General features: G+C 66.2%; 21 protein-coding genes and 3 tRNA genes. 14 read left to right on the forward strand and 10 right to left on the reverse strand.

The genetic code is table 11. The annotated features are described in order from the left end of the window. Positions 1–56 precede the first annotated feature (56 nt). From BRX37_RS21210 to BRX37_RS21240, 7 genes are all read left to right on the forward strand, one after another. Positions 57–932 (forward strand): lysophospholipid acyltransferase family protein, encoded by an 876-nt coding sequence (locus BRX37_RS21210; protein WP_125989331.1) that lies wholly within the window; start codon positions 57–59, stop codon positions 930–932. Between the two features lie 32 nt (positions 933–964). Then, positions 965–1,609, forward strand: coding sequence for a phosphoribosylanthranilate isomerase (locus BRX37_RS21215; protein ID WP_125989258.1), 645 nt, complete (start codon positions 965–967; stop codon positions 1,607–1,609). A 96-nt stretch (positions 1,610–1,705) separates the two neighbouring features. Beyond that, a complete protein-coding gene (gene trpB / locus BRX37_RS21220) occupies positions 1,706–2,947 on the forward strand; it encodes a tryptophan synthase subunit beta (RefSeq protein ID WP_125989260.1) in 1,242 nt (413 codons plus the stop codon). Positions 2,948–2,949: 2 nt separating this feature from the next. Beyond that, complete coding sequence (gene trpA / locus BRX37_RS21225) at positions 2,950–3,768, forward strand: tryptophan synthase subunit alpha (protein ID WP_125989262.1); 819 nt, start codon at positions 2,950–2,952, stop codon at positions 3,766–3,768. Then, positions 3,765–4,613, forward strand: coding sequence for an acetyl-CoA carboxylase, carboxyltransferase subunit beta (gene accD, locus BRX37_RS21230; RefSeq protein ID WP_004207658.1), 849 nt, complete (start codon positions 3,765–3,767; stop codon positions 4,611–4,613). Before trpA ends, accD begins: the two co-directional genes overlap by 4 nt. Positions 4,614–4,646: 33 nt before the next feature. Next, positions 4,647–5,981, forward strand: coding sequence for a bifunctional folylpolyglutamate synthase/dihydrofolate synthase (locus tag BRX37_RS21235; RefSeq protein ID WP_125989264.1), 1,335 nt, complete (start codon positions 4,647–4,649; stop codon positions 5,979–5,981). Between the two features lie 68 nt (positions 5,982–6,049). Beyond that, complete coding sequence (locus BRX37_RS21240; RefSeq protein WP_125989266.1) at positions 6,050–6,490, forward strand: DUF6628 family protein; 441 nt, start codon at positions 6,050–6,052, stop codon at positions 6,488–6,490. Here BRX37_RS21240 and BRX37_RS21245 read toward each other — a convergent pair. The 3 genes from BRX37_RS21245 to BRX37_RS21255 form a co-directional block, all read right to left on the reverse strand. Then, positions 6,487–7,242, reverse strand: a complete 756-nt coding sequence (locus tag BRX37_RS21245; RefSeq protein WP_125989268.1) for a tetratricopeptide repeat protein — start codon at positions 7,240–7,242, stop codon at positions 6,487–6,489. The genes BRX37_RS21240 and BRX37_RS21245 overlap by 4 nt on opposite strands. Beyond that, entirely contained in the window at positions 7,239–8,573 is a 1,335-nt protein-coding gene (locus tag BRX37_RS21250) for an AmpG family muropeptide MFS transporter (RefSeq protein WP_125989270.1), read from the reverse strand. Before BRX37_RS21250 ends, BRX37_RS21245 begins: the two co-directional genes overlap by 4 nt. A 102-nt stretch (positions 8,574–8,675) precedes the next feature. After that, the gene (locus BRX37_RS21255; protein WP_125989272.1) at positions 8,676–9,158 is read right to left on the reverse strand and encodes a response regulator; all 483 of its coding nucleotides are present in this window, start codon (positions 9,156–9,158) and stop codon (positions 8,676–8,678) included. Positions 9,159–9,332: 174 nt separating this feature from the next. On the opposite strand from BRX37_RS21255, the gene BRX37_RS21260 reads away from it, so the two are divergent. Together BRX37_RS21260 and rsmD are read left to right on the forward strand one after the other, a co-directional pair. Continuing rightward, positions 9,333–10,538: a pseudouridine synthase gene (locus tag BRX37_RS21260; RefSeq protein WP_125989274.1), complete on the forward strand. Its 1,206-nt coding sequence runs from the start codon at positions 9,333–9,335 to the stop codon at positions 10,536–10,538. Then, a complete protein-coding gene (gene rsmD / locus BRX37_RS21265; protein WP_125989276.1) occupies positions 10,535–11,089 on the forward strand; it encodes a 16S rRNA (guanine(966)-N(2))-methyltransferase RsmD in 555 nt (184 codons plus the stop codon). Before BRX37_RS21260 ends, rsmD begins: the two co-directional genes overlap by 4 nt. A gap of 15 nt (positions 11,090–11,104) precedes the next feature. On the opposite strand, the gene BRX37_RS21270 is transcribed toward rsmD, so the two are convergent. Then, positions 11,105–11,551: a globin domain-containing protein gene (locus BRX37_RS21270; protein WP_125989278.1), complete on the reverse strand. Its 447-nt coding sequence runs from the start codon at positions 11,549–11,551 to the stop codon at positions 11,105–11,107. 107 nt (positions 11,552–11,658) lie between these two features. Between BRX37_RS21270 and BRX37_RS21275 the strand changes: the two genes are divergently transcribed. Next, complete coding sequence (locus tag BRX37_RS21275; RefSeq protein WP_125989280.1) at positions 11,659–12,165, forward strand: Rrf2 family transcriptional regulator; 507 nt, start codon at positions 11,659–11,661, stop codon at positions 12,163–12,165. Here BRX37_RS21275 and BRX37_RS21280 read toward each other — a convergent pair. Together BRX37_RS21280 and BRX37_RS21285 are read right to left on the reverse strand one after the other, a co-directional pair. Next, positions 12,122–12,463, reverse strand: a complete 342-nt coding sequence (locus BRX37_RS21280) for a hypothetical protein (RefSeq protein ID WP_010336087.1) — start codon at positions 12,461–12,463, stop codon at positions 12,122–12,124. The two genes, BRX37_RS21275 and BRX37_RS21280, sit on opposite strands and share 44 nt — an antisense overlap. A 106-nt stretch (positions 12,464–12,569) precedes the next feature. Next, complete coding sequence (locus BRX37_RS21285; RefSeq protein ID WP_125989333.1) at positions 12,570–12,965, reverse strand: GFA family protein; 396 nt, start codon at positions 12,963–12,965, stop codon at positions 12,570–12,572. Between the two features lie 113 nt (positions 12,966–13,078). On the opposite strand from BRX37_RS21285, the gene BRX37_RS21290 reads away from it, so the two are divergent. Together BRX37_RS21290 and BRX37_RS21295 are read left to right on the forward strand one after the other, a co-directional pair. Beyond that, positions 13,079–15,355 carry an ATP-dependent helicase gene (locus tag BRX37_RS21290; RefSeq protein ID WP_125989282.1) on the forward strand — a complete coding sequence of 759 codons (2,277 nt, stop codon included), beginning with the start codon at positions 13,079–13,081 and terminating at the stop codon, positions 15,353–15,355. A 153-nt stretch (positions 15,356–15,508) separates the two neighbouring features. Beyond that, entirely contained in the window at positions 15,509–15,793 is a 285-nt protein-coding gene (locus BRX37_RS21295; RefSeq protein ID WP_125989284.1) for a hypothetical protein, read from the forward strand. 285 nt (positions 15,794–16,078) lie between these two features. Here BRX37_RS21295 and BRX37_RS21300 read toward each other — a convergent pair. The 4 genes from BRX37_RS21300 to BRX37_RS21315 form a co-directional block, all read right to left on the reverse strand. Beyond that, a tRNA-Ala gene (locus BRX37_RS21300) sits at positions 16,079–16,154 on the reverse strand. A gap of 71 nt (positions 16,155–16,225) precedes the next feature. Continuing rightward, positions 16,226–16,301: transfer RNA gene (locus BRX37_RS21305), tRNA-Ala, on the reverse strand. Between the two features lie 72 nt (positions 16,302–16,373). Continuing rightward, positions 16,374–16,449, reverse strand: a tRNA-Ala gene (locus tag BRX37_RS21310). An 88-nt stretch (positions 16,450–16,537) separates the two neighbouring features. Further along, complete coding sequence (locus BRX37_RS21315) at positions 16,538–16,876, reverse strand: TIGR02300 family protein (protein ID WP_004207671.1); 339 nt, start codon at positions 16,874–16,876, stop codon at positions 16,538–16,540. Between the two features lie 176 nt (positions 16,877–17,052). On the opposite strand from BRX37_RS21315, the gene aroA reads away from it, so the two are divergent. Together aroA and BRX37_RS21325 are read left to right on the forward strand one after the other, a co-directional pair. Beyond that, positions 17,053–18,417, forward strand: coding sequence for a 3-phosphoshikimate 1-carboxyvinyltransferase (gene aroA, locus BRX37_RS21320; RefSeq protein ID WP_206434204.1), 1,365 nt, complete (start codon positions 17,053–17,055; stop codon positions 18,415–18,417). Continuing rightward, a complete protein-coding gene (locus tag BRX37_RS21325) occupies positions 18,414–19,043 on the forward strand; it encodes a (d)CMP kinase (protein ID WP_125989288.1) in 630 nt (209 codons plus the stop codon). The genes aroA and BRX37_RS21325 overlap by 4 nt, the downstream gene beginning before the upstream one ends. The last annotated feature ends 44 nt before the right edge of the window (positions 19,044–19,087 follow it).

Raw genomic sequence — 19,087 nt, forward strand, 5'->3', positions numbered from 1 at the left:
CAGCCCCCTTCGCGGCTCTTTACCGCCTCAACCGGTCCTGTATGACGGTCAGGACCATGCTCTCCAACCCCTTTCTCTTCACCCTGCTCCGCCACCTCCCTGCCAGCCTGGCATCCTGGCTTGGTGGCTGGTTGTCCGTTCGGCTTGCCCGCCCCCGCATGAAACTCCGCGATGCCCGTGCACGCGCCAATCTGGCGCTGTTGCGGCCCGATCTGCCGGAAGCCGATCGGGAGGCGATCCTGACGAGGCGCTGGTTCAACATTGGCCGCACGTTGGCCGAACTCGCCAATATCGACCGACTGGTAAGTCCCCGCCATGTCCGGGTGATCGATGCCGCGGGCTATCGGACGGTGCTCGACATGCCCGGCCCCATGATCTTCCTCACCACCCATATGGGCAATTGGGATCTGATGGCTGCCCACCTCAAGGACGCGACCGACCGGCCGCCGCTGGGGGTCTACGACCCGCCGGAGGATCCGCGCGTCGCCGCTCAGCTCAAGCGTGCGCGACAAAGCTATATGGGGGAAGCGATCACGGGTAGCGGCGGCGCCGCGCGTGAGATCATGCGCCATTTGGCCAAGAACCGGGCGATGCTCTATATTCTGGTCGACGAACGGCGCGAGCAGCAGGTCTGGTTTCCGCGCTTCGGCCGACCGCTGCCGCCGTCGGGCAATTTGTCGATTGCCCTGCGCCTGGCGCGCAAGACCGGCGCCCGTCTCACTCCCTTCTATCTAGCACGAACAGCGGGCGCCCACTTCGACCTTCACTGGCATGCCCCGCTCGACCCGGCAATTCTGGATGACGAGGCGATCATCGCGGCCGCGGACGCCTTTCTTGGTCAGGCCTGCATCACCCATGCCGACGAATGGCTGGCGCTGCATGACATGGACCTGACCTGCGATGGCCATATGCCTACTCCCACCAGGATGTGACTTCCCTTCCCTTACGGTCTAAAGGCCCGCCCATGTCCCGAATCGCGATCAAGATCTGCGGCCTGTCGACGCTGGAGACGGTGGGCGCCGCCGTGCAGGCCGGAGCGAGCCATGTCGGCTTCGTCCATTTCCCCAGGAGCCCGCGTCATGTCGAAGCCGACCAGATGCGCGCGCTCGCTGCGGCCGTCCCGGCCCATGTCGATCGCGTCGCCGTGGTCGTCGATGCCGATGACGAACAGCTTGCCCGCCTGACCGGCACCGGCGCACTCAGCGCCCTGCAACTCCATGGCAAGGAAAGCCCGGAGCGGGTTGCCGCTATCCGCCAGCGTTTCGGCCTGCCGGTGTGGAAGGCGATTTCGGTCAAGACCCGCGCCGACATCGACGCGGCCCAGGCCTATGCCGGCACGGTCGACCGGCTGCTGTTCGACGCGAAGACGCCCGATGGCGCGGCGCTGCCCGGCGGCATGGGCCTGCGCTTCGACTGGACCTTGCTGCGCGGCGTCGCCATGCCCGCGCCCTGGGGGCTTTCGGGTGGCCTTGGCATCGACAATGCGTGCGAGGCGATCCGCCTGACCGACACGCCGCTGATCGACGTTTCTTCGGGCGTCGAGGATGCACCGGGCATCAAGAGTGTGGACAAGATCATGGCCTTCTGCAAAGCGGTGTCGGCATGTTGACGCTGAACGCCCCTGCCATGCGCATCGAAGGACGATGGCGCTGATCGCTTCCTGACCACAAGCGAACGCCCATCATTTGTCCCCGGAAAGATATTCATGACCGACACCATTACCCTGCCCAACAGCCTTCGCAGCCAGCCTGACGATAATGGCCATTTCGGCGCCTTTGGCGGCCGCTATGTCGCCGAAACGCTGATGCCGCTGATCCTGGAGTTGGAAAAGGTCTATAAGGCCGCCAAGGCCGATCCCGAATTTCACGCCGAATATGCCGAGCTGCTGCGCTCCTATGTCGGCCGCCCCAACCCGCTTTATTATGCCGAGCGGCTGACCGAAGCGCTGCGCGCCAAGGCCGAACCCGGCAAGGGTGCCAAGATCTATTTGAAGCGCGAGGAACTCAACCACACCGGCGCGCACAAGATCAACAATTGCATCGGCCAGGCGCTGCTTGCCCGCCGCATGGGCAAGAAGAAGGTCATCGCCGAGACCGGCGCGGGCCAGCATGGCGTCGCAACCGCAACCGTCGCCGCCCTGTTCGGAATGGAATGCAAGATCTTCATGGGCGCCAAGGATGTCGAGCGGCAGAAGCCCAACGTCTTCCGCATGAAGCTGCTCGGCGCAGAGGTGATCCCGGTGCATTCCGGCTCCTCGACGCTCAAGGATTCGATGAACGACGCCCTGCGCTACTGGGTGTCGAACGTCCATGACACTTTCTACATCATCGGCACCGCCGCCGGCCCGCACCCCTATCCGGAGTTGGTGCGCGATTTCCAGTCGATCATCGGCAAGGAAATCCGCTCGCAGATCATCGAGGCCGAAGGCCGCCTGCCCGACATGCTGATCGCCCCGGTCGGCGGTGGCTCCAACGCCATCGGCATGTTCCACCCCTTCCTTGACGATCCCGAAGTCGCGATGATCGGTGTGGAAGCGGCCGGCGAAGGCCTCGACAAGAAGCATGCAGCCTCGCTGGCTGGCGGCGCATCGGGCATATTGCACGGCAACCGCACCTATCTGCTCCAGGACGAGGACGGCCAGATCACCGAAGCGCACAGCATTTCGGCGGGTCTGGACTATCCCGGCATCGGCCCGGAACATAGCTGGCTGCACGAGATTGGTCGGGTGAAATATCTGCCGATCAAGGATGACGAGGCGCTGGAAAGCTTCCAGACCCTCTCGCGCCTCGAAGGCATCATCCCCGCGCTCGAATCCGCCCATGCCGTGGCCGCCGCCGAACAGGTCGCGCCGACGCTGGACGCGGACAAGATCATCGTCGTCAATCTGTCGGGCCGGGGGGACAAGGATATCTTCACCGTCGCCGACGCGCTGGGAGTGGAGATGTGAGCATGACCGACCGTCTCGCCACCCGCTTCGCCGCCTGCAAGGCGCAGGGCCGCGCCGCGCTCATCACCTTCGTGACCGCCGGTGACCCGGACGTCGCCTCGACCCCCGCCATCCTCGATGCGCTGGTCGCGGGCGGCGCCGACATCATCGAACTGGGCATGCCCTTCACCGATCCGATGGCCGACGGCCCGGCGATCGAACTGGCCAACCTGCGCAGCCTCGGCTCGGGGACCAAGACCAAGGACGTCTTCGCCCTCGCCGCCGATTTCCGCGCGCGCCATCCGGAAACGCCGCTGATCCTGATGGGCTATGCCAATCCGATGCTGGCGCGCGGGTCCGCATGGTTCGCCGACCAGTGCCAGACCGCCGGTGTCGACGGCGTGATCTGTGTCGATATCCCGCCAGAGGAAGATGCCGAACTCGGCCCCGCCCTGCGCGCCGTCGGTGTCCATCTCGTCCGCCTTGCGACCCCGACCACGGATGCGGCCCGCCTGCCCGCCGTGCTGAACGGCGCCAGCGGCTTCCTCTACCATGTCGCCGTCGCCGGCATCACCGGCAAGCAGCAGGCGGCGCAGGCCAATATCGAAATGGCGGTCGATCGGCTGAAGGCCGCCACCGACCTGCCAATCGCGGTCGGCTTCGGCGTGCGCACGCCCGAACAGGCGGCCGCCATCGGCCGCGTTGCCGATGGCGTGGTGGTCGGTTCGGCGATCGTCGACATCGTCGGCTCGCACGGCGATGCCGCCGGCCCCTTCGTCCAGGAATTCGTCGCGTCGCTTAGCGGCGCCCTCACCACTTCTATCCGGGAGACCGCAGCATGAGCTGGATCAACCGCGTTCGTAACGCCCTGCCCTTCACCAAGAAGGAAACCACCGCCGAAACGCTCTGGCATCAGTGCCCGTCGTGCAAGGAAATGGTCTTCATCAAGGAATGGGAGGAAAATCTCTCGGTCTGCCCGCGCTGCGACCATCATGGCCGCATCGGTCCGTCGGAACGGTTCGAGCAGATCCTTGACGCCGGCTTCATCCTGCTGCCGACGCCCGGCGTGCCGGAAGATCCGCTCAAGTTCCGGGATAGCAAGCGCTATCCGGACCGGATCAAGGCCGCCCGCGCCTCCACCGGCGACCAGGACGCGCTCATCAACGCGCGCGGCGCGATCGACGATGTGCCGCTGGTCATGGGCGTGCAGAATTTCGCGTTCATGGGTGGCTCCATGGGCATGGGCGTGGGCGCGGCCTTCATCCAGGGCATCAATGACGCGATCGCGCATAAATGCCCCTATGTGATCTTCACCGCCGCCGGCGGCGCACGCATGCAGGAAGGCATCCTGTCGCTGATGCAGATGCCGCGCTCCACCGTGGCGATCCAGAAGCTGCATGCGGCGGGCCTGCCCTATATCGTCGTGCTGACCGATCCGACCACCGGCGGCGTCACCGCCAGCTATGCGATGCTGGGCGATATCCAGATTTCGGAGCCCAATGCCCTGATCGGCTTCGCCGGCCAGCGCGTCATCGAAAGCACCATCCGCGAAAAGCTGCCCGAAGGCTTCCAGCGCGCCGAATATCTGCTCGACCATGGCATGCTCGACATGGTGGTCCATCGCAGCGAACTGCGCGACACGCTGGCCCGCGTGATCGGCTATCTGACGCCGCGCGCCGCCGCCTGAGCCTCAAAAGCGCGATAGGGGGATCAGCGCGCCATGGCCGACCATGCCGTTTCGGACGACCCGCAGGTCCAGGCCCAGCTTGACCGGCTCTGGTCGCTGTCCCCCGGCGCCGACATATTGGGACTGGAGCGGATCACCCGGCTGCTGGAGCGGCTGGATGATCCCCACCTTCGCCTGCCGCCGGTCTTCCATGTCGCCGGCACCAACGGCAAGGGGTCGACCTGCGCCTTCCTGCGCGCCGCGCTGGAGGCGGACGGCAAGACCGTCCACGTCTTCACCTCGCCCCATCTGGTCCGTTTCAACGAGCGCATTCGCATCGCCGGCAAGCTGATCGACGATGCCATGCTGGCCGCCTATCTCGCTCGCGTGCTGGACGTGGCCGAAGGGATCGGCGCCAGCTTCTTCGAGGTGACGACCGCCGCCGCCTTCCTCGCCTTTGCCGAACATAATGCCGACGCCTGCATCATCGAGGTCGGCCTTGGCGGGCGGCTCGACGCCACCAACGTCATCGTCGACCCCGTAGTCTGCGGCATCGCCCAGCTCGGCATCGATCATCAGGCCTTCCTGGGTGACACGCTACCCGTGATCGCCGCGGAAAAGGCCGGCATCGCCAAGCCCGGCGCGCCGCTGGTGACGCAGCGCTATGAGGCAGCCCTTGCCCCTGTCATGCAGGACGCCGCCGATCGCGCCGGCACCCTATGGCTCGCCATGGGCATTGCCTGGGACGCGGCCGTCTATCGCGACCGGGTCCATTATCGCGACGAACAGGGCCATGTCGACGTGCCGATGCCGCGCCTGCCCGGCGCGCATCAGGTCCAGAATGTCGCGCTGGCCATCGCCATGCTCCGCCATCAGCAGGCCGTGCCGATCAGCGAGGCGGCGCTGAAGGCCGCGCCACTCTGGGCGCACTGGCCTGCCCGGCTGCAACGGCTGGAGCGCGGCCCGCTGCTCGCCGCCCTGCCCGAAGCGGCGGAAGCCTGGCTCGACGGCGGCCATAATGAAGCCGCAGGCCAGGCGATCAGCGCCTTCTTCACCGCCGATCGGCTGCACAGCCGCCAGATCCAGCTCGTCATCGGCATGCTCGCCAACAAGGATATGGACGCCTATCTCGCGCCGTTCGGCGGCCGGATCGCCCATATCCATGCGCTGCCGGTGCCGGGGCATGATCATCATCCGCCCGAACGCTTCGCCGCCGTCGCCGCCCGCTGGGGCATAGGCTGCACCGCCCATGACGGCCCGCAAGCGGCGATCGCCGCCATCGCGCAGGATGCCGCCCAGGCCCAGGATGCGGCACCGATCATCCTGATCGCCGGATCGCTCTATATGGCCGGAGAGATTTTGCGGTTGAACGGACAATTGCCCGACTGATTTAGACTTGCGAATGCCTCGCAATAGCGTAGCTTGTGTGTCCCCGAGTCACACAAAGGCGCACCCGCATGGCATATGGAGAAAGCTACCCCGTCGAACTGCCCCGGCCCATTCCGGGCGGCTATGGCAATCGGCTGTTCCTGTTCGTCATGCGCCGCATGGCGACGGCCGGGGTCAATGATGCCCATGCCGCCAATGCGATGCTGGGCGCCTTCGGCAAAAGCTATCGCCGGCCCCTGGTGCTGATGCGCGCGATGATGCTGGAATTGGCGCGCGCCGCCAGCCGCAAGATCATGGTAGCCCCCTGTTGCTGCGCGCGGATGACGGCGGATGAGGCGGCGATCATGCAGGCGGTGGGCGATGCGCTGCGTGATCCGCATACCGCTTTCGACAATGTCTCGGGACTGCTGGGCAATGACGATGCGCTGGGCGCGCTCACCTGCCTGCAGGCGGTGGCGCAGGCGCATAGCGACCTTGGCCGGCCGCTGGACCTCTACGCCGCCTCTTAAGCCGCCGCCTTCCGCAACTCCGCCAGCCGCTCGCCGGCCCAGCGATACATGTCGGCCTGGGCGGCGCGCTGGGTGCGGTCGAGCCGCCTGGCCCGCTGCTCGACCTCCTCCAATATCTGCCGCGCGCGCAGCCGGTCGCCCTGCTCCAGCAGGAAGGCGGCATAATGGCAGCGCGCCTCCTCGCCGGCATAGCGGCTCATCACATCCTCGAACAGCAGGCGCGCCTGCGCATCCTCACCGATATCGGCCAGCATCCGCGCCCGCAGCAGCGCGCGCCGATCCCATTCGCTGCCCCGGCCGACTTCTGGCACATCGTCCAGCTCCGCCAGTCCCTCGCGGCTGCGCCCCAGTTCGAACATGGTCTGCGCCAGCTTCACCTGCGTCGTCGCATCCTGCCCCGGCCCCAGCGCCAGCCCCTTGCGATAGGCCGCCTCTGCCTCGGCAAAGCGGCCCAGGTCCAGCAGCGCATCGCCCAGTGCGATCCGGTTGGCGGCGGTCTCGGCCAGGTCCAGATCAGCCCGCGCCTTGCGCAGGCCGCGTTCGGGATCGACCTTGCCGACCACCTGGCTGCGCGCGGTGCGCAGATGGCGATTGCCCCAATAGGCCGGCAGCACCTCCAGCATCAGATAGGCAAAGCAGCCCGCGAGAGAGAAGAGGAAGATGAACAGCATCCAGATCTGGTTGCGGCCGCTGCGCACGACATCGACCGCACAGATGATCTGGATACAGATGGACGCGACGAGGAAGATCATGCGATGCTTCCGTTAGCCCTGTCGCCATCGGCGCTTGCCGCCGTGCCGATGCTCGCGTCGATCAGCCCGGCCCGCATCATCAGCCAGAACAGCAGGATGCCCGGCACTGCCAGCGCCGTCGTCAGCAGGTAGAAATCGACATAGCCGAACCGCTCGATCAACGCGCCGGCGGTCGTCCCGGTCAGGAAACGGCCGACGATGCTCGCCGCTGCAGAGATCAGCGCATATTGGGCTGCCGTGAAGCGCAAGTCGCACAACGCCGAGAAATAGGCGACGACAGTGACGCCGCCGATGCCGCTCGCGAAATTCTCGAAACCGATCGCCCCGGCCATGCCCCAGTTGCTCTTGCCCAGCGCCGCCAGCGCCGCGAAGCTGAAATTGGACACACACATCAGCACCAGGCTGATCAGCACCGACCGCTTCATGCCCAGCCGCGCATAGAGGATGCCGCCAACGAAGATGCCGATCAGATAGGCCCAGAATCCGATGCCGACGTCATAGATGGCGATCTCGTCATTGCTGTAGCCCATATCGTCGAACAGCAGGCGAAAGGTCAGGTTGGCGAGCGTGTCGCCGATCTTGTGCAGCAGGATGAAGCAGAGGACCAGTACCGCGCCCCGGCGGCGGAAAAACTCCACCAGCGGACCGGCGATCGACTGCCACACTTCGCCCATGCCGCGCCGCGCCGCGGCCTCGCGGTGCCGTTCGGGCTCGCCCAGCACCAGCCCGGTCAGCATCGCCGGCAGGGCAAAGACCGCGCAGGCCAGATAGGCGCCATGCCAGCCGATCCGCGCCGCCAGCACCAGCGCCAGCGCGCCGGCCGCCACCGACCCGATCCGCCAGCCATATTGCGACATGCCCGATCCCACGCCCAGTTGTTCGGGCTTCAGCGTCTCGATCCGATAGGCATCGATCACGATGTCGAAGGTCGCCCCCGCAGCGCCGACCAGGATCGCGGCATAGGCCGTCTGCAACAGGCCGGTGGTCGGATCGACCAGCGCCAGATTGGCGACCGCCGCCATCACCAGCAGCCCCGTCAGCAACAGCCAGGATACGCGCTGCCCCAACCGGCCGATGATCGGCAGGCGCACGCCATCGACCATCCAGGCCCATAGCCATTTGAGATTATAGACGAGGAAGGCGAGCGTGAAGGCGGTCACCGCCTTCTTGTCGATGCCGTCCTGTGCCAGCCGCGTCGTCAGCGTGGCACCGATCATCGCATAGGGAAAGCCTGACGAAACCCCCAGGAAGAAGGCCGCCAGCGGCTCCTTCTGCACATAGGGCTTTACCGCGTCGCTCCAGCTGCGCGTGCCGCCGGCCAATTCCGTCATGATCTGTGATGCCCCCGATGATGCGATCCGGGCGCCACCATATGAGCAAATGCAGCAGAGGCAAGCGGCACGGCCGCCTGTCTGCCCCGGATCAGCCCGGCGTCAGGCGATCTCGGCGAACAGCTTCATGCCGCGCGGCTTGCGTGGTGGCGCACGTCCGGCCAGCACAGCATCGACCACCGCGATCGCCGCCAGCAGATCGCGCGGGGCGAAGGGCTTGGCGAGGCAGCCGACCGCCAGCGATCGCGCATCGGCGGGACAGGCACCGGTGACGAACAGCACCGGCAATTGGCGCGCATGGGCATGACGCGCGACCTCAATGCCGCAGCGCCCACCGCGCAGATTGATGTCGGTGACGACCAGATCGACCGATCCGGCATCGATCACGCGGGCAGCATGGGTGTGGCTGTCGACGGTGGCGGCGATGCGATAGCCTGCCTGGGACAGGATATGCTCATGGTCGAAGGCGACGAGCGGTTCATCCTCCACCACCAGCACGCTGCGAATGACGTTGCGCGGCGCACCTGCCCCGTCTCTCGCCCCGTCCCTGGCGGTGTCGTCCCCTCTGATTCGCCCGAAAAACATTTGCTGTCCTGCCCCGTTTCCGCCATGCAACCGACCAACGCCGCGCCCCGGCGCCGGGTTGCGCCCGGCCGGGGCTTTGCCGTTCACATGGACGGCGCTATGGCACCGTTCATCATATTGCACATGCCGCCCTGATATGGGGATGGCCACCCGTCACGAAAAGGAATGCATCAAGTGGAACCGCCAAAAAAATCTGGTCCGCCGCGCCGGTCAGGTCCGGGCGGTCCCAAGCGTCCCTCCGGCCCCGGATCGCGTGGCGGCGCCGATCGCGGCGCTGGCCGTGGCCCCGCCCGATCGGACGCCCGACCGGATAGCCGCAACGAAGGTCGTTTTGACAGCCGGAACGAAGGCCGTCCGGGCCGCCCCGCCCCGCGTGGCGAACGGCCCGCCCGCAGCGGTCGCCCGACCGAAGGCAAGCGCCCCGAGCGCGCGGCCGCTGGAGATCGTCCCGCGCGCGCGCCCTTTGGCGAGCGCGCCGCCCGCCCCGCTTTCGGTGACCGCCCGGCCCGCCCGCGCCCGGAAGGCCGCACTGAAGGTCGTATGGGCGGCACATCCTATCCGCCGCGCCGCCCCGGCAGCAAGAAGCCGGCTGCGCCCCATGTCGCCAACCCGCACCCGGCCCGTGCCGCCGCGGAAACCAGCGGCAAGGGCGAACCCCAGCGCATCGCCAAGCTGCTCGCCCGCGCCGGCATCGCCTCGCGCCGCGAGATCGAGCGGATGATCGAGGAAGGCCGTATCGCCAGGGACGGCGTCACGATCGATACCCCCGCGACGCTGCTGACCTCGCTCCATGGCGTCACCGTCGACGGCGATCCGGTCGCCGCGCCCGCGCCCGCACGCCTGTTCCTGTTCCACAAGCCGACCGGCTTCCTCACCACGGAGCGCGACCCCGCCGGACGGCCGACCATCTACGACATCCTGCCCGACGACCTGCCGCGGCTGATGCCGATCGGCCGCCTCGACATGAATACCGAGGGGCTGTTGCTGCTCACCACCGACGGCGAGTTCAAGCGCGAGATGGAATTGCCCTCGACCGGCGTGCCGCGCACCTATCGCGCCCGCGCCTTTGGCGAGGTCAGCCAACAGCAGCTGGAGGATCTGTTCGACGGCATCGAGATTGACGGCATCCAATATGGTCCGATCGAGGCCAATCTGGAACGGCGCACCGGCCGCAACCAGTGGATCGAAATGACCCTGACCGAAGGCAAGAACCGCGAAGTGCGCCGCGTGCTCGAACATTTCGAACTCAAGGTCAATCGCCTGATCCGCACCAGCTACGGCCCGTTCGAGCTGGGCGAACTGCCTGGCGGCGCGGTCGAGGAAGTGCGCCAGCATGACCTGGTCGCCTTCCGCAGCAGCCTGAAGAAAGCACAGAAATGAGGATTATCTCGGGTCAATGGCGCGGCCGTCCGCTGGTCGCGCCCAAGGGCGACGCCACTCGTCCCACCGGCGACCGCACCCGCGAAACGCTCTTCTCGATGCTGGCGAGCCGACTGGGATCGTTCGAGGGACTGGCCGTGGGCGACTTCTTCGCGGGCTCGGGCGCGCTGGGCTTTGAAGCCCTGTCGCGCGGCGCCGGCTCCTGCCTGTTCGTCGAGCAGGACAAGGCGGCGATCGACGCGATCCGCGCCAATGGCGACAAGCTCGGCCTGCGCCCGGACATCCGCCAGACCAGCGTGCTCTCGCTCGGCCCGACGAAGACGCCGCTCGACCTCATCTTCATGGACCCGCCCTATGATACCGGCGCGGGCCAGGTCGCGCTCGACAAGCTGGCGCGCCTGGGCTGGACCAGCCCGGCCACCTGGATCAGCATCGAAACCGACCGGCGCGAGGACGTCGCGGTCAAGGGCTTCACCGTCGACGCCGTGCGCGACGTCGGCAAGGCGCGCCTCACCCTGCTCCGCGCAGAGGACAGCGCGCCCGCCGCGTAACGATCAGGCGGAATATCAGGCGGCCTCCGCGTAGGCCGCCTGTTCCTTGCCGATCAGGATATTGGCCAGGAAAGTATAAGCTTCCGCCCAGGCGGCCAGCACTTCATCGGTCGCCACTTCTTCGCCCAGCACCTCGCGGATCGCCGGCAACAGCGCGGCCGCCACCTTGGGATAATGGTCCGGCTGCACCCCGGTATCGACATGGCGCTGCACCATGCGCGCAATCGCGCCGTCCAGCGCCTGCAACTTGTCGACATTCTCGGCAAAGCCCAGGATCGCCGCCGCGAGCCGGCGCGGCTGCTCGCCGCTGGCCTGCGCCGCCTGATCGAACATGTCCTTGATCGACGCATCCTCGAACAGCCGTGCATACATGCGGGTGGTGATCTCGACGCCATGGCGGCGCAGCGCCGGGCCGGTCGCCTTCACGATGGCGATGGTTTCGGGGGACAAATTTTCGCGCATGACAGGCTCCTTATCGGGGACTCGATAAGGTTCATTTAATATGCATCTTTTAAGATGTAAATTGAATATATGTTTATGACGCTCTGCCCGCAGGATAGGAGGGCGCGATGCAATTGACCCGCCACACCGATTATGCGCTGCGCGTGCTGATCCATCTCGCCGCCGTTTCGGGCGGACGGGCGACGATCCCGGAAATTGCCGACGCCTATGGCCTGTCGCGTAATCATCTGATGAAGGTGGTGCATGGCCTGGGCCAGGGTGGCTTCATCCGCACCCAGCGCGGCCGCGGCGGCGGCTTCACCCTTGCCGCCGACCCTGTCGATATCCGCATCGGCGCGGTCGTGCGCCATAGCGAGCCGGATATGGCGATGGCCGATTGCGCGTCCTGCGCGATCCGCCCGGCCTGCGGCCTGTCAGGCATATTGGCCCAGGCGGTCGGTGCTTTCCTGACTGTGCTGGACGGCTATAGCCTGGCCGACGCGGCGCGTGACCGGACCGGCCTCGCAGCGCTCATCGCCGCCCTGCCCGGCCCTGCCGCTGCCGCTGCCGCTGCCGATCCCAAACCGGATCTCAGCCCGGCCTGCGCATCCTCTTCTTCGCCTCGCCCGGATTGACGCACCCGTCCTGCACGCCCTTGCCGCAGACCGGATAGGCCTTTGCCTCGGTCGGCGGCGGCGTCATGTTGCCGCCTACCGTCACAGGATTGGCCGCCGTGCCCACCGGCGCGGCCGGATCGCGCGGCACGTCCGCAGGCGCCGGCACCATGCCCGTCTCGGCCGGCACCGCGCCAGTCGGCTGGGCCGCATTGGGATCCTGGTTCTGGGCCGGCGGCGACATCGCCTGCGCCCCGGCCTGACCGGGCAGCGCTGCCATCGACAAAGCGGCAAAGCCGGCGATCATGATGATCTTCATCGGGTTGGTCCTTCTACTCCTTGCCCCGAGCAAGGGAGAAACCGGCCGCCCCGCGTCCCTGTTCCGCATCAGCGACGAACCGTGCCGCCGCTGACGTCGGCCGCACTCAGTCCGACGGGTATCGATCGAACCGGGGCAGGTCATGCGCCGCCGCCATCCACGGCGCCGCCTCGGCATATTGGACATGCACCGCCGGCGGAAAGGCGCTCTGGTCGTCCAGCGTCGCGCTCTGGATGTCGATCATGCCGGGAAAGACCGTCGGGTTGGTGTAGAACAACCCGGTGCCACAAATGCCGCAGAAATGGCGGGTCGCATTGTCCGACGATTGGTAGGTGACCGGATCGCCCTCTATCGTCACCTTGTCATGCGCGAACAGCGCCCAGCCGACCATCGGCGCGCCCGCGCTCATCCGGCAATCGCTGCAATGACACAGCGCGCTGTAAACCGGCTCGCCCTCCGCCGCATAATGGATCGCCCCGCACTGGCACCGCCCCGTCACCATCATCTTGCTCCATTCGCATCTTGCGTGATTCCCTTTTTGTTCTCATAGATTGCGTCCCGCTGCAAGGCCATCCGCCCTTGCCCCCGCAACCGCCCATCCCTAGTTGATCGCCCATGACCGTGCCTGCCCCCTCTCCCAATGACCCGCCCTATCTGAAGGGCCTCAACGAACCGCAGCGCGAAGCTGTGCTGACCACGGAGGGGCCGGTGCTGGTGCTGGCCGGCGCGGGCACGGGCAAGACCGCAGCGCTCACCGCCCGCCTCGCCCATCTGGTCGCGACCCAGCGCGCCTGGCCATCGGAAATCCTGGCCGTGACCTTCACCAACAAGGCGGCACGGGAAATGCGCGAGCGTGTCGGCCGGATGATCGGCCCGGCGGTCGAGGGCATGCCCTGGCTCGGCACCTTCCACGCGATCGCCGCCAAGATGCTGCGCCGCCATGCCGAACTGGTGGGCCTTCAGTCCAATTTTACCATCCTCGACACCGACGACCAGTTGCGCCTGATGAAGCAGTTGATCCAGGCGGAGGGGATTGACGAGAAGCGGTGGCCCGCCCGCCAGCTCGCTGGCCTGATCGACCAGTGGAAGAATAAGGGCCTCACGCCGGAGGAAGTCGGTGCCGGCGAGGCGGAGGGCTATGCCCATGGTAAGGGGCAGAAGCTCTACGCCGCCTATCAGGCTCGCCTGCGTGAAGTGAACGCCTGCGATTTTGGTGACTTACTGCTCCATTCTCTCACCATCTTGAAGCGCCACCGCGACGTGCTGGAGCAATATCAGCAGCGCTTCAAATATATCATGGTGGACGAATATCAGGACACCAACTCCAGCCAATATCTCTGGCTGCGCCTCCTCGCCCAGACCCGCAAGAATATCTGCTGCGTCGGCGACGACGACCAGTCCATCTATTCATGGCGTGGCGCAGAAGTCGCCAATATCCTGCGGTTCGAAAAGGATTTTCCGGGCGCCGTGATCGTTCGCCTGGAACAGAATTACCGCTCCACCCCGCACATATTGGGCGCCGCCTCCGGGGTGATCGCGGAAAATGGCAATCGCCTGGGCAAGACATTGTGGACCGACATCGACGTCGGCGAAAAGGTGCGCGTGCTGGGCGTGTGGGACGGGCCGGAGGAAGCCCGCCGCGTCGGCGACGAGATCGAGGCGATCGCCCGCGCCGGCGGCTCGCTGGACGAGGTCGCGATCCTCGTCCGCGCCCAGCACCAGACCCGCGAGTTCGAAGACCGCTTCATCCAGATCGGCCTGCCCTATCGCATCGTCGGCGGCTTCCGCTTCTATGAGCGCGCCGAAATCCGCGACGCGCTCGCCTATCTGCGCCTCGTCAACCAGCCGGCCGACGACCTGGCCTTCGAACGCATCGTCAACGTGCCGAAGCGCGGCCTGGGCGACAAGGCGGTCGAGAAGCTGCACCGGCTGGCGCGCGCGGAGGGCATTCCCCTCGCCCTTGCTGCTGCACGCATCCTCGACACCGACGAACTGACGCCCCAGGCGCGCCGTTCGCTCGGCGCCTTCATCGGCGACCTCGCCCGCTGGCGCGATCGCGCCGCGCAGCTGCCCCATGCCGAACTGGCGCGTCAGATCCTGGACGAAAGCGGCTATACCGCCACCCTCCAGGCCGAACGCTCGACCGAAAGCGCCGGGCGCCTCGAAAATCTGAGCGAACTCACCCGCGCGATGGAGGAATATGAGACGCTGGGCGCCTTCCTCGAACATGTCAGCCTGGTCATGGACAATGAGGCGCAGCAGGATGAGCAGAAGCTCACCATCATGACCATCCACGCCGCCAAGGGCCTTGAATTCGACAATGTCTTCCTCGCCGGCTGGGAGGAAGGCATCTTTCCTTCGCAGCGCGCGCTCGACGAAGGCGGGCTCAACAGCCTGGAGGAGGAACGGCGCCTCGCCTATGTGGCGATCACCCGCGCGCGCAAGCGCTGCACCATCCTCCACGCCGCCAACCGCCGCATCTATGGCCAGTGGACCAGCTCCATCCCCTCCCGCTTCGTCGGCGAATTGCCACCCGAACATGTGGACGAGGAAAGCAGCATGTCCGGCGGCGCCTCGCTCTGGCGCGCCAACTGGTCGGAACGGGACGACCCCTTCGCCAATGTCGCGCGCGGCTCGTCGCGGGGGCCGGGCTGGCAACGCGCCCAGACCAGCGGCCAGTTCAGCCGCGAGCCCGTGCGAATCGTCGAAGCCCGCACCTCCGCCGTGTCGCTCGGCAACAAGGGCCGCGACGATGTGTCCGTCGGCCAGCGCGTCTTCCACCAGAAATTCGGCTATGGCACGATTGCCGCGATCGAGGGCAACAAGCTGGAAATCGACTTCGAAACCGCCGGCCGCAAGCGGGTGATGGACAGCTTCGTCACGCTGGCCTGAACGGCGTTGCCCCGTCCTCATTCGCAAAAGCAGGAATGGCCTAAGAGGGTGGGAAGGCGACGGTCCGCTTCTGGGGTGATGACCGGCGATAGCTGACGCTGCGCGAAGAAAATCGTTTGGCAACATTCGTCCAGTTGCGAACATTCGTGATCCGTGCTGGTTGACGCCATGGAAGACAATCGTCGGCAAGAGCATTGGTGGATTTACCGATCGGAGCGGCATCGGGAGGTTTGCACAGTAGCGAGCGGGGACGGGCGCTTCGTCGTCGCCATTTGCCAGCGGAACGATGGCCTATTCTGCTTCTACGCAGATCAGCTTGAATACGTTGCCGAAAGCGAAGCGGATTTCTGGCAACCGGGCTTGTTAGAGACAGGATTGTTCGGCTCGTCGGATGAAGCAGAACAGGAGGCTCGGTCGCGCTATCGCGAACTCGACTAAGCGGATGTGAGGGGAGCCTGCGAGGCTGCACCGTGCCCGCTTTTCACCAGATTTGACTATTCGGCTTTCGACCTGCGCTTTTGATCAGCGGTGGGTTTCAGAATGCGGATGGCAATGATTGAGCGTCTGCGTTTGGTCGTCAGCCGTCAAAGCCCGACATCGTTATTGCGAATGTAGTGAAATTTGCCGCCAACAGGCAATGACGCCGCAGCCGGCCCGACCGAATCCGAAGGCCATCAACGCAATCCCATGCGGCGCGTGTGCATGATGCTATGTGAAGAAAAATGGTGGAGCCTAGCGGGATCGAACCGCTGACCTCCTGCATGCCATGCAGGCGCTCTCCCAGCTGAGCTAAGGCCCCATCCTGATACGGCGCAAACCGCGTCCCGATGGATCAGACCATGTCCGGCAAAAGCCGTCGGCCGAAAAAATTGGTGGAGCCTAGCGGGATCGAACCGCTGACCTCCTGCATGCCATGCAGGCGCTCTCCCAGCTGAGCTAAGGCCCCATCCTGATACGGCGCGAACCGCGTCCCGAATGGATCAGACCATGTCCGGCACAAGCCGTCGGCCGAAAAAATTGGTGGAGCCTAGCGGGATCGAACCGCTGACCTCCTGCATGCCATGCAGGCGCTCTCCCAGCTGAGCTAAGGCCCCGTACCATCTTGAGGCGCCGTTGGGTCCGGCGCCTCGGAGGTCGCTGCCTCTAGGATCAGCCGATCCCGTTGGCAAGCAGAATTTTCACTTAATTGTCGTCGTCGCCGTCATCGTTGCCGGCGTCGACGCCCAGGTCGTCATCGCCGCCCAGATCGACGTCATTATCCGGCGAATCGCCGTCATCATCGACGTCCAGATCAATGTCCAGATCATCGTCCGCCGTCTCCAGCTCGCCATCGGCCGTTTCCACGACCTTCTTGGGCGCGGCCTCTTCATAGGGCAGCGGCTGCTTCGACTTCAGCACCGGTTCGGGCTCCCAGGCGGCGCCGCAGTTGATGCAGGTCACCGGGTCGTCCTTGCCCAGGTCATAGAAGCGAGTCGCGCATTTCGGGCAGGTCCGCTTCGTGCCCCATTCAGCCTTCACCATGTCCGGCCTGTTCCTTCTTCGATGCTCAAACAGAAATCACGCGGCGCGACGGAAGTCGGCCACGAAACGTCGGGCGCCTTGCCATAGCGAAACCGCGCTGTCAAAAGCCGGGCGCATTTTTTCGGTTCCAAGATGATGGATACCCCGTGACCAGCCATAATGACCAACCCAGCCCGATGACCTTCACCGCCGCCCCTGCCCTGTCCGGCAGCGTCGCGGTTCCGGGCGACAAGAGCATTTCCCACCGTTCGCTGATGCTGTCCGCCCTGGCCGTGGGCGAAAGCCGGGTCGAAGGCCTGCTGGAGGGCGAGGATGTGCTGGCCACCGCGGCCGCCCTTCGCGCCATGGGCGCGAAAATTACCAAAGTATCCGCCGCCGATGGCGGCGGTGGGCGCGCCATGGGCGCCGACATCCGCCGTGACGATGACGGCATCTGGCATATTCATGGCGTCGGCGTCGGCGGCCTGCTCCAGCCGCAGGAAGCGCTCGACATGGGCAATAGCGGCACCTCGACCCGCCTGCTGATGGGCCTGGTCGCCAGCCATGGCATCACCGCCACCTTCGTGGGCGACGCGTCCCTCAGCAAGCGCCCGATGGCGCGCGTTACCGAACCACTCTCCCGCGTCGGCGCCAGCTTCACCGCCAGCCCCGGCGATCGCCTGCCGCTGACCATGACCGGCGCCTGCCCGGCCGTGCCGCTCGACTACACCCTGCCGGTCGCCTCGGCCCAGGTGAAGTCGGCGATCCTGCTCGCCGGCCTCAACACGCCCGGCATCACCCGCGTGGTCGAGCCGATCCCGACCCGCGACCATAGCGAACGCATGCTCAAGGGCTTCGGCGCCGACCTTGAGGTCGAGGTCCAGGCCGACGGCACCCGCATCATCACGCTCAAGGGCGAGGCCGAACTCAAGCCGCAGAATATCGTCGTGCCCGGCGACCCCTCGTCGGCCGCCTTCCCGATGGTCGCGGCGCTGCTGGTGCCGGGATCACAGGTGACGATCGCCAATGTCGGCCTCAACGCCACCCGCGCGGGCCTGATCGACCTGCTGCGCGAAATGGGCGGATCGATCGAGATCATCAACGCCCGCGAAGTCGGCGGCGAGCCGGTCGGCGACTTGGTCGTCACCACCTCTGCCCTGAACGGCGTCGAGCCCGATCCCGCCCGCGCGCCCAGCATGATCGACGAATATCCGGTCGCCTTCGTCGCGGCAGCCTTTGCGCATGGCCGCAGCATCTTCCGCGGCCTCGACGAACTGCGCGTCAAGGAATCGGACCGCATCGCCACCATGGCCACCGGCTTGCGTGCGATCGGCGTCACGGTCGAGGAACTGGAGGACGGCATCATCATCGAGGGCAGCGGCGGCCAGCCCCTGCCCGGCGGCGGCCCGATCGCCACCAGGCTCGACCACCGCATCGCAATGAGCTTCGCGGTCGCCGGCCTGGTCTCTCGCGATGGCGTCACCATCGACGACATGCGCCCGGTCGCGACCAGCTTCCCGACCTTCACCACCCTGCTCCAGACGCTGGGAGCCATCGCATGATCATCGCCGTCGATGGCCCCGCCGCATCGGGCAAGGGCACGATCGCCAAGGCGCTGGGCCGCCACTACAACCTGCCGGTGCTCGACACCGGCCTGCTCTATCGCGCCGTGGGCCTGTCCGTGCTGAAAAAGGGCGGCGACCCGGATCATCAGGCCGACGCGCTGGCCGCCTGCGGCTTTGACGACGCCATCCTGGCCGATCCGGCGCTGCGCAGCGAAGCGGTTGGCAGCCTCGCCTCGCGCGTGTCGGTGCATCAGAGCGTGCGCGACGCCCTGGTCCAGCGCCAGCGCGACTTCGCCACCCAGCCGGGCGGCGCCATCCTTGACGGACGCGACATCGGCACGGTCATCGCGCCGGACGCCGATGCCAAGATCTTCGTCACCGCCAGCGTCCATGTCCGCGCCGAACGCCGCTTCAAGGACGCCCAGGCCCATGGCGGCGAACCCGACATGGACAGCCTGATCGCCGACATCCAGGCCCGCGACACCCGCGACATGAGCCGCGATCATGCCCCGCTCAAGGTGGCCGACGGCGCCGACTTGCTAGATACCAGCAATTTGACTATAGACGCCGCCGTCCAGCGGGCCATCGCGCTTGTGGACGCCCAGCTTGAAGGTCGCCCGTAAGCGTGTGACCCGATAAGGCGCGCGGAAATTCCGGGCGCCCTTTT

The organism is Sphingomonas sp. S-NIH.Pt3_0716 (assembly GCF_003950715.1).
Taxonomy (GTDB): Bacteria; Pseudomonadota; Alphaproteobacteria; order Sphingomonadales; family Sphingomonadaceae; genus Sphingobium; species Sphingobium yanoikuyae_A.

Bases quoted from the DNA above. Each gene is read 5' to 3' on its own strand.
- BRX37_RS21235 (WP_125989264.1), top strand. From the start codon at position 4,647: ATGGCCGACCATGCCGTTTCGGACGACCCGCAGGTCCAGGCCCAGCTT.
- BRX37_RS21240 (WP_125989266.1), top strand. From the start codon at position 6,050: ATGGCATATGGAGAAAGCTACCCCGTCGAACTGCCCCGGCCCATTCCG.
- BRX37_RS21210 (WP_125989331.1), top strand. From the start codon at position 57: ATGCTCTCCAACCCCTTTCTCTTCACCCTGCTCCGCCACCTCCCTGCC.
- BRX37_RS21280 (WP_010336087.1), bottom strand. From the start codon at position 12,463: ATGAAGATCATCATGATCGCCGGCTTTGCCGCTTTGTCGATGGCAGCG.
- BRX37_RS21215 (WP_125989258.1), top strand. From the start codon at position 965: ATGTCCCGAATCGCGATCAAGATCTGCGGCCTGTCGACGCTGGAGACG.
- BRX37_RS21275 (WP_125989280.1), top strand. From the start codon at position 11,659: ATGCAATTGACCCGCCACACCGATTATGCGCTGCGCGTGCTGATCCAT.
- BRX37_RS21325 (WP_125989288.1), top strand. From the start codon at position 18,414: ATGATCATCGCCGTCGATGGCCCCGCCGCATCGGGCAAGGGCACGATC.
- BRX37_RS21285 (WP_125989333.1), bottom strand. From the start codon at position 12,965: ATGGTGACGGGGCGGTGCCAGTGCGGGGCGATCCATTATGCGGCGGAG.
- BRX37_RS21270 (WP_125989278.1), bottom strand. From the start codon at position 11,551: ATGCGCGAAAATTTGTCCCCCGAAACCATCGCCATCGTGAAGGCGACC.
- BRX37_RS21315 (WP_004207671.1), bottom strand. From the start codon at position 16,876: ATGGTGAAGGCTGAATGGGGCACGAAGCGGACCTGCCCGAAATGCGCG.
- BRX37_RS21250 (WP_125989270.1), bottom strand. From the start codon at position 8,573: ATGACGGAATTGGCCGGCGGCACGCGCAGCTGGAGCGACGCGGTAAAG.
- BRX37_RS21290 (WP_125989282.1), top strand. From the start codon at position 13,079: ATGACCGTGCCTGCCCCCTCTCCCAATGACCCGCCCTATCTGAAGGGC.
- aroA (WP_206434204.1), top strand. From the start codon at position 17,053: ATGACCTTCACCGCCGCCCCTGCCCTGTCCGGCAGCGTCGCGGTTCCG.
- trpB (WP_125989260.1), top strand. From the start codon at position 1,706: ATGACCGACACCATTACCCTGCCCAACAGCCTTCGCAGCCAGCCTGAC.
- BRX37_RS21245 (WP_125989268.1), bottom strand. From the start codon at position 7,242: ATGATCTTCCTCGTCGCGTCCATCTGTATCCAGATCATCTGTGCGGTC.
- accD (WP_004207658.1), top strand. From the start codon at position 3,765: ATGAGCTGGATCAACCGCGTTCGTAACGCCCTGCCCTTCACCAAGAAG.
- rsmD (WP_125989276.1), top strand. From the start codon at position 10,535: ATGAGGATTATCTCGGGTCAATGGCGCGGCCGTCCGCTGGTCGCGCCC.
- BRX37_RS21255 (WP_125989272.1), bottom strand. From the start codon at position 9,158: ATGTTTTTCGGGCGAATCAGAGGGGACGACACCGCCAGGGACGGGGCG.
- trpA (WP_125989262.1), top strand. From the start codon at position 2,950: ATGACCGACCGTCTCGCCACCCGCTTCGCCGCCTGCAAGGCGCAGGGC.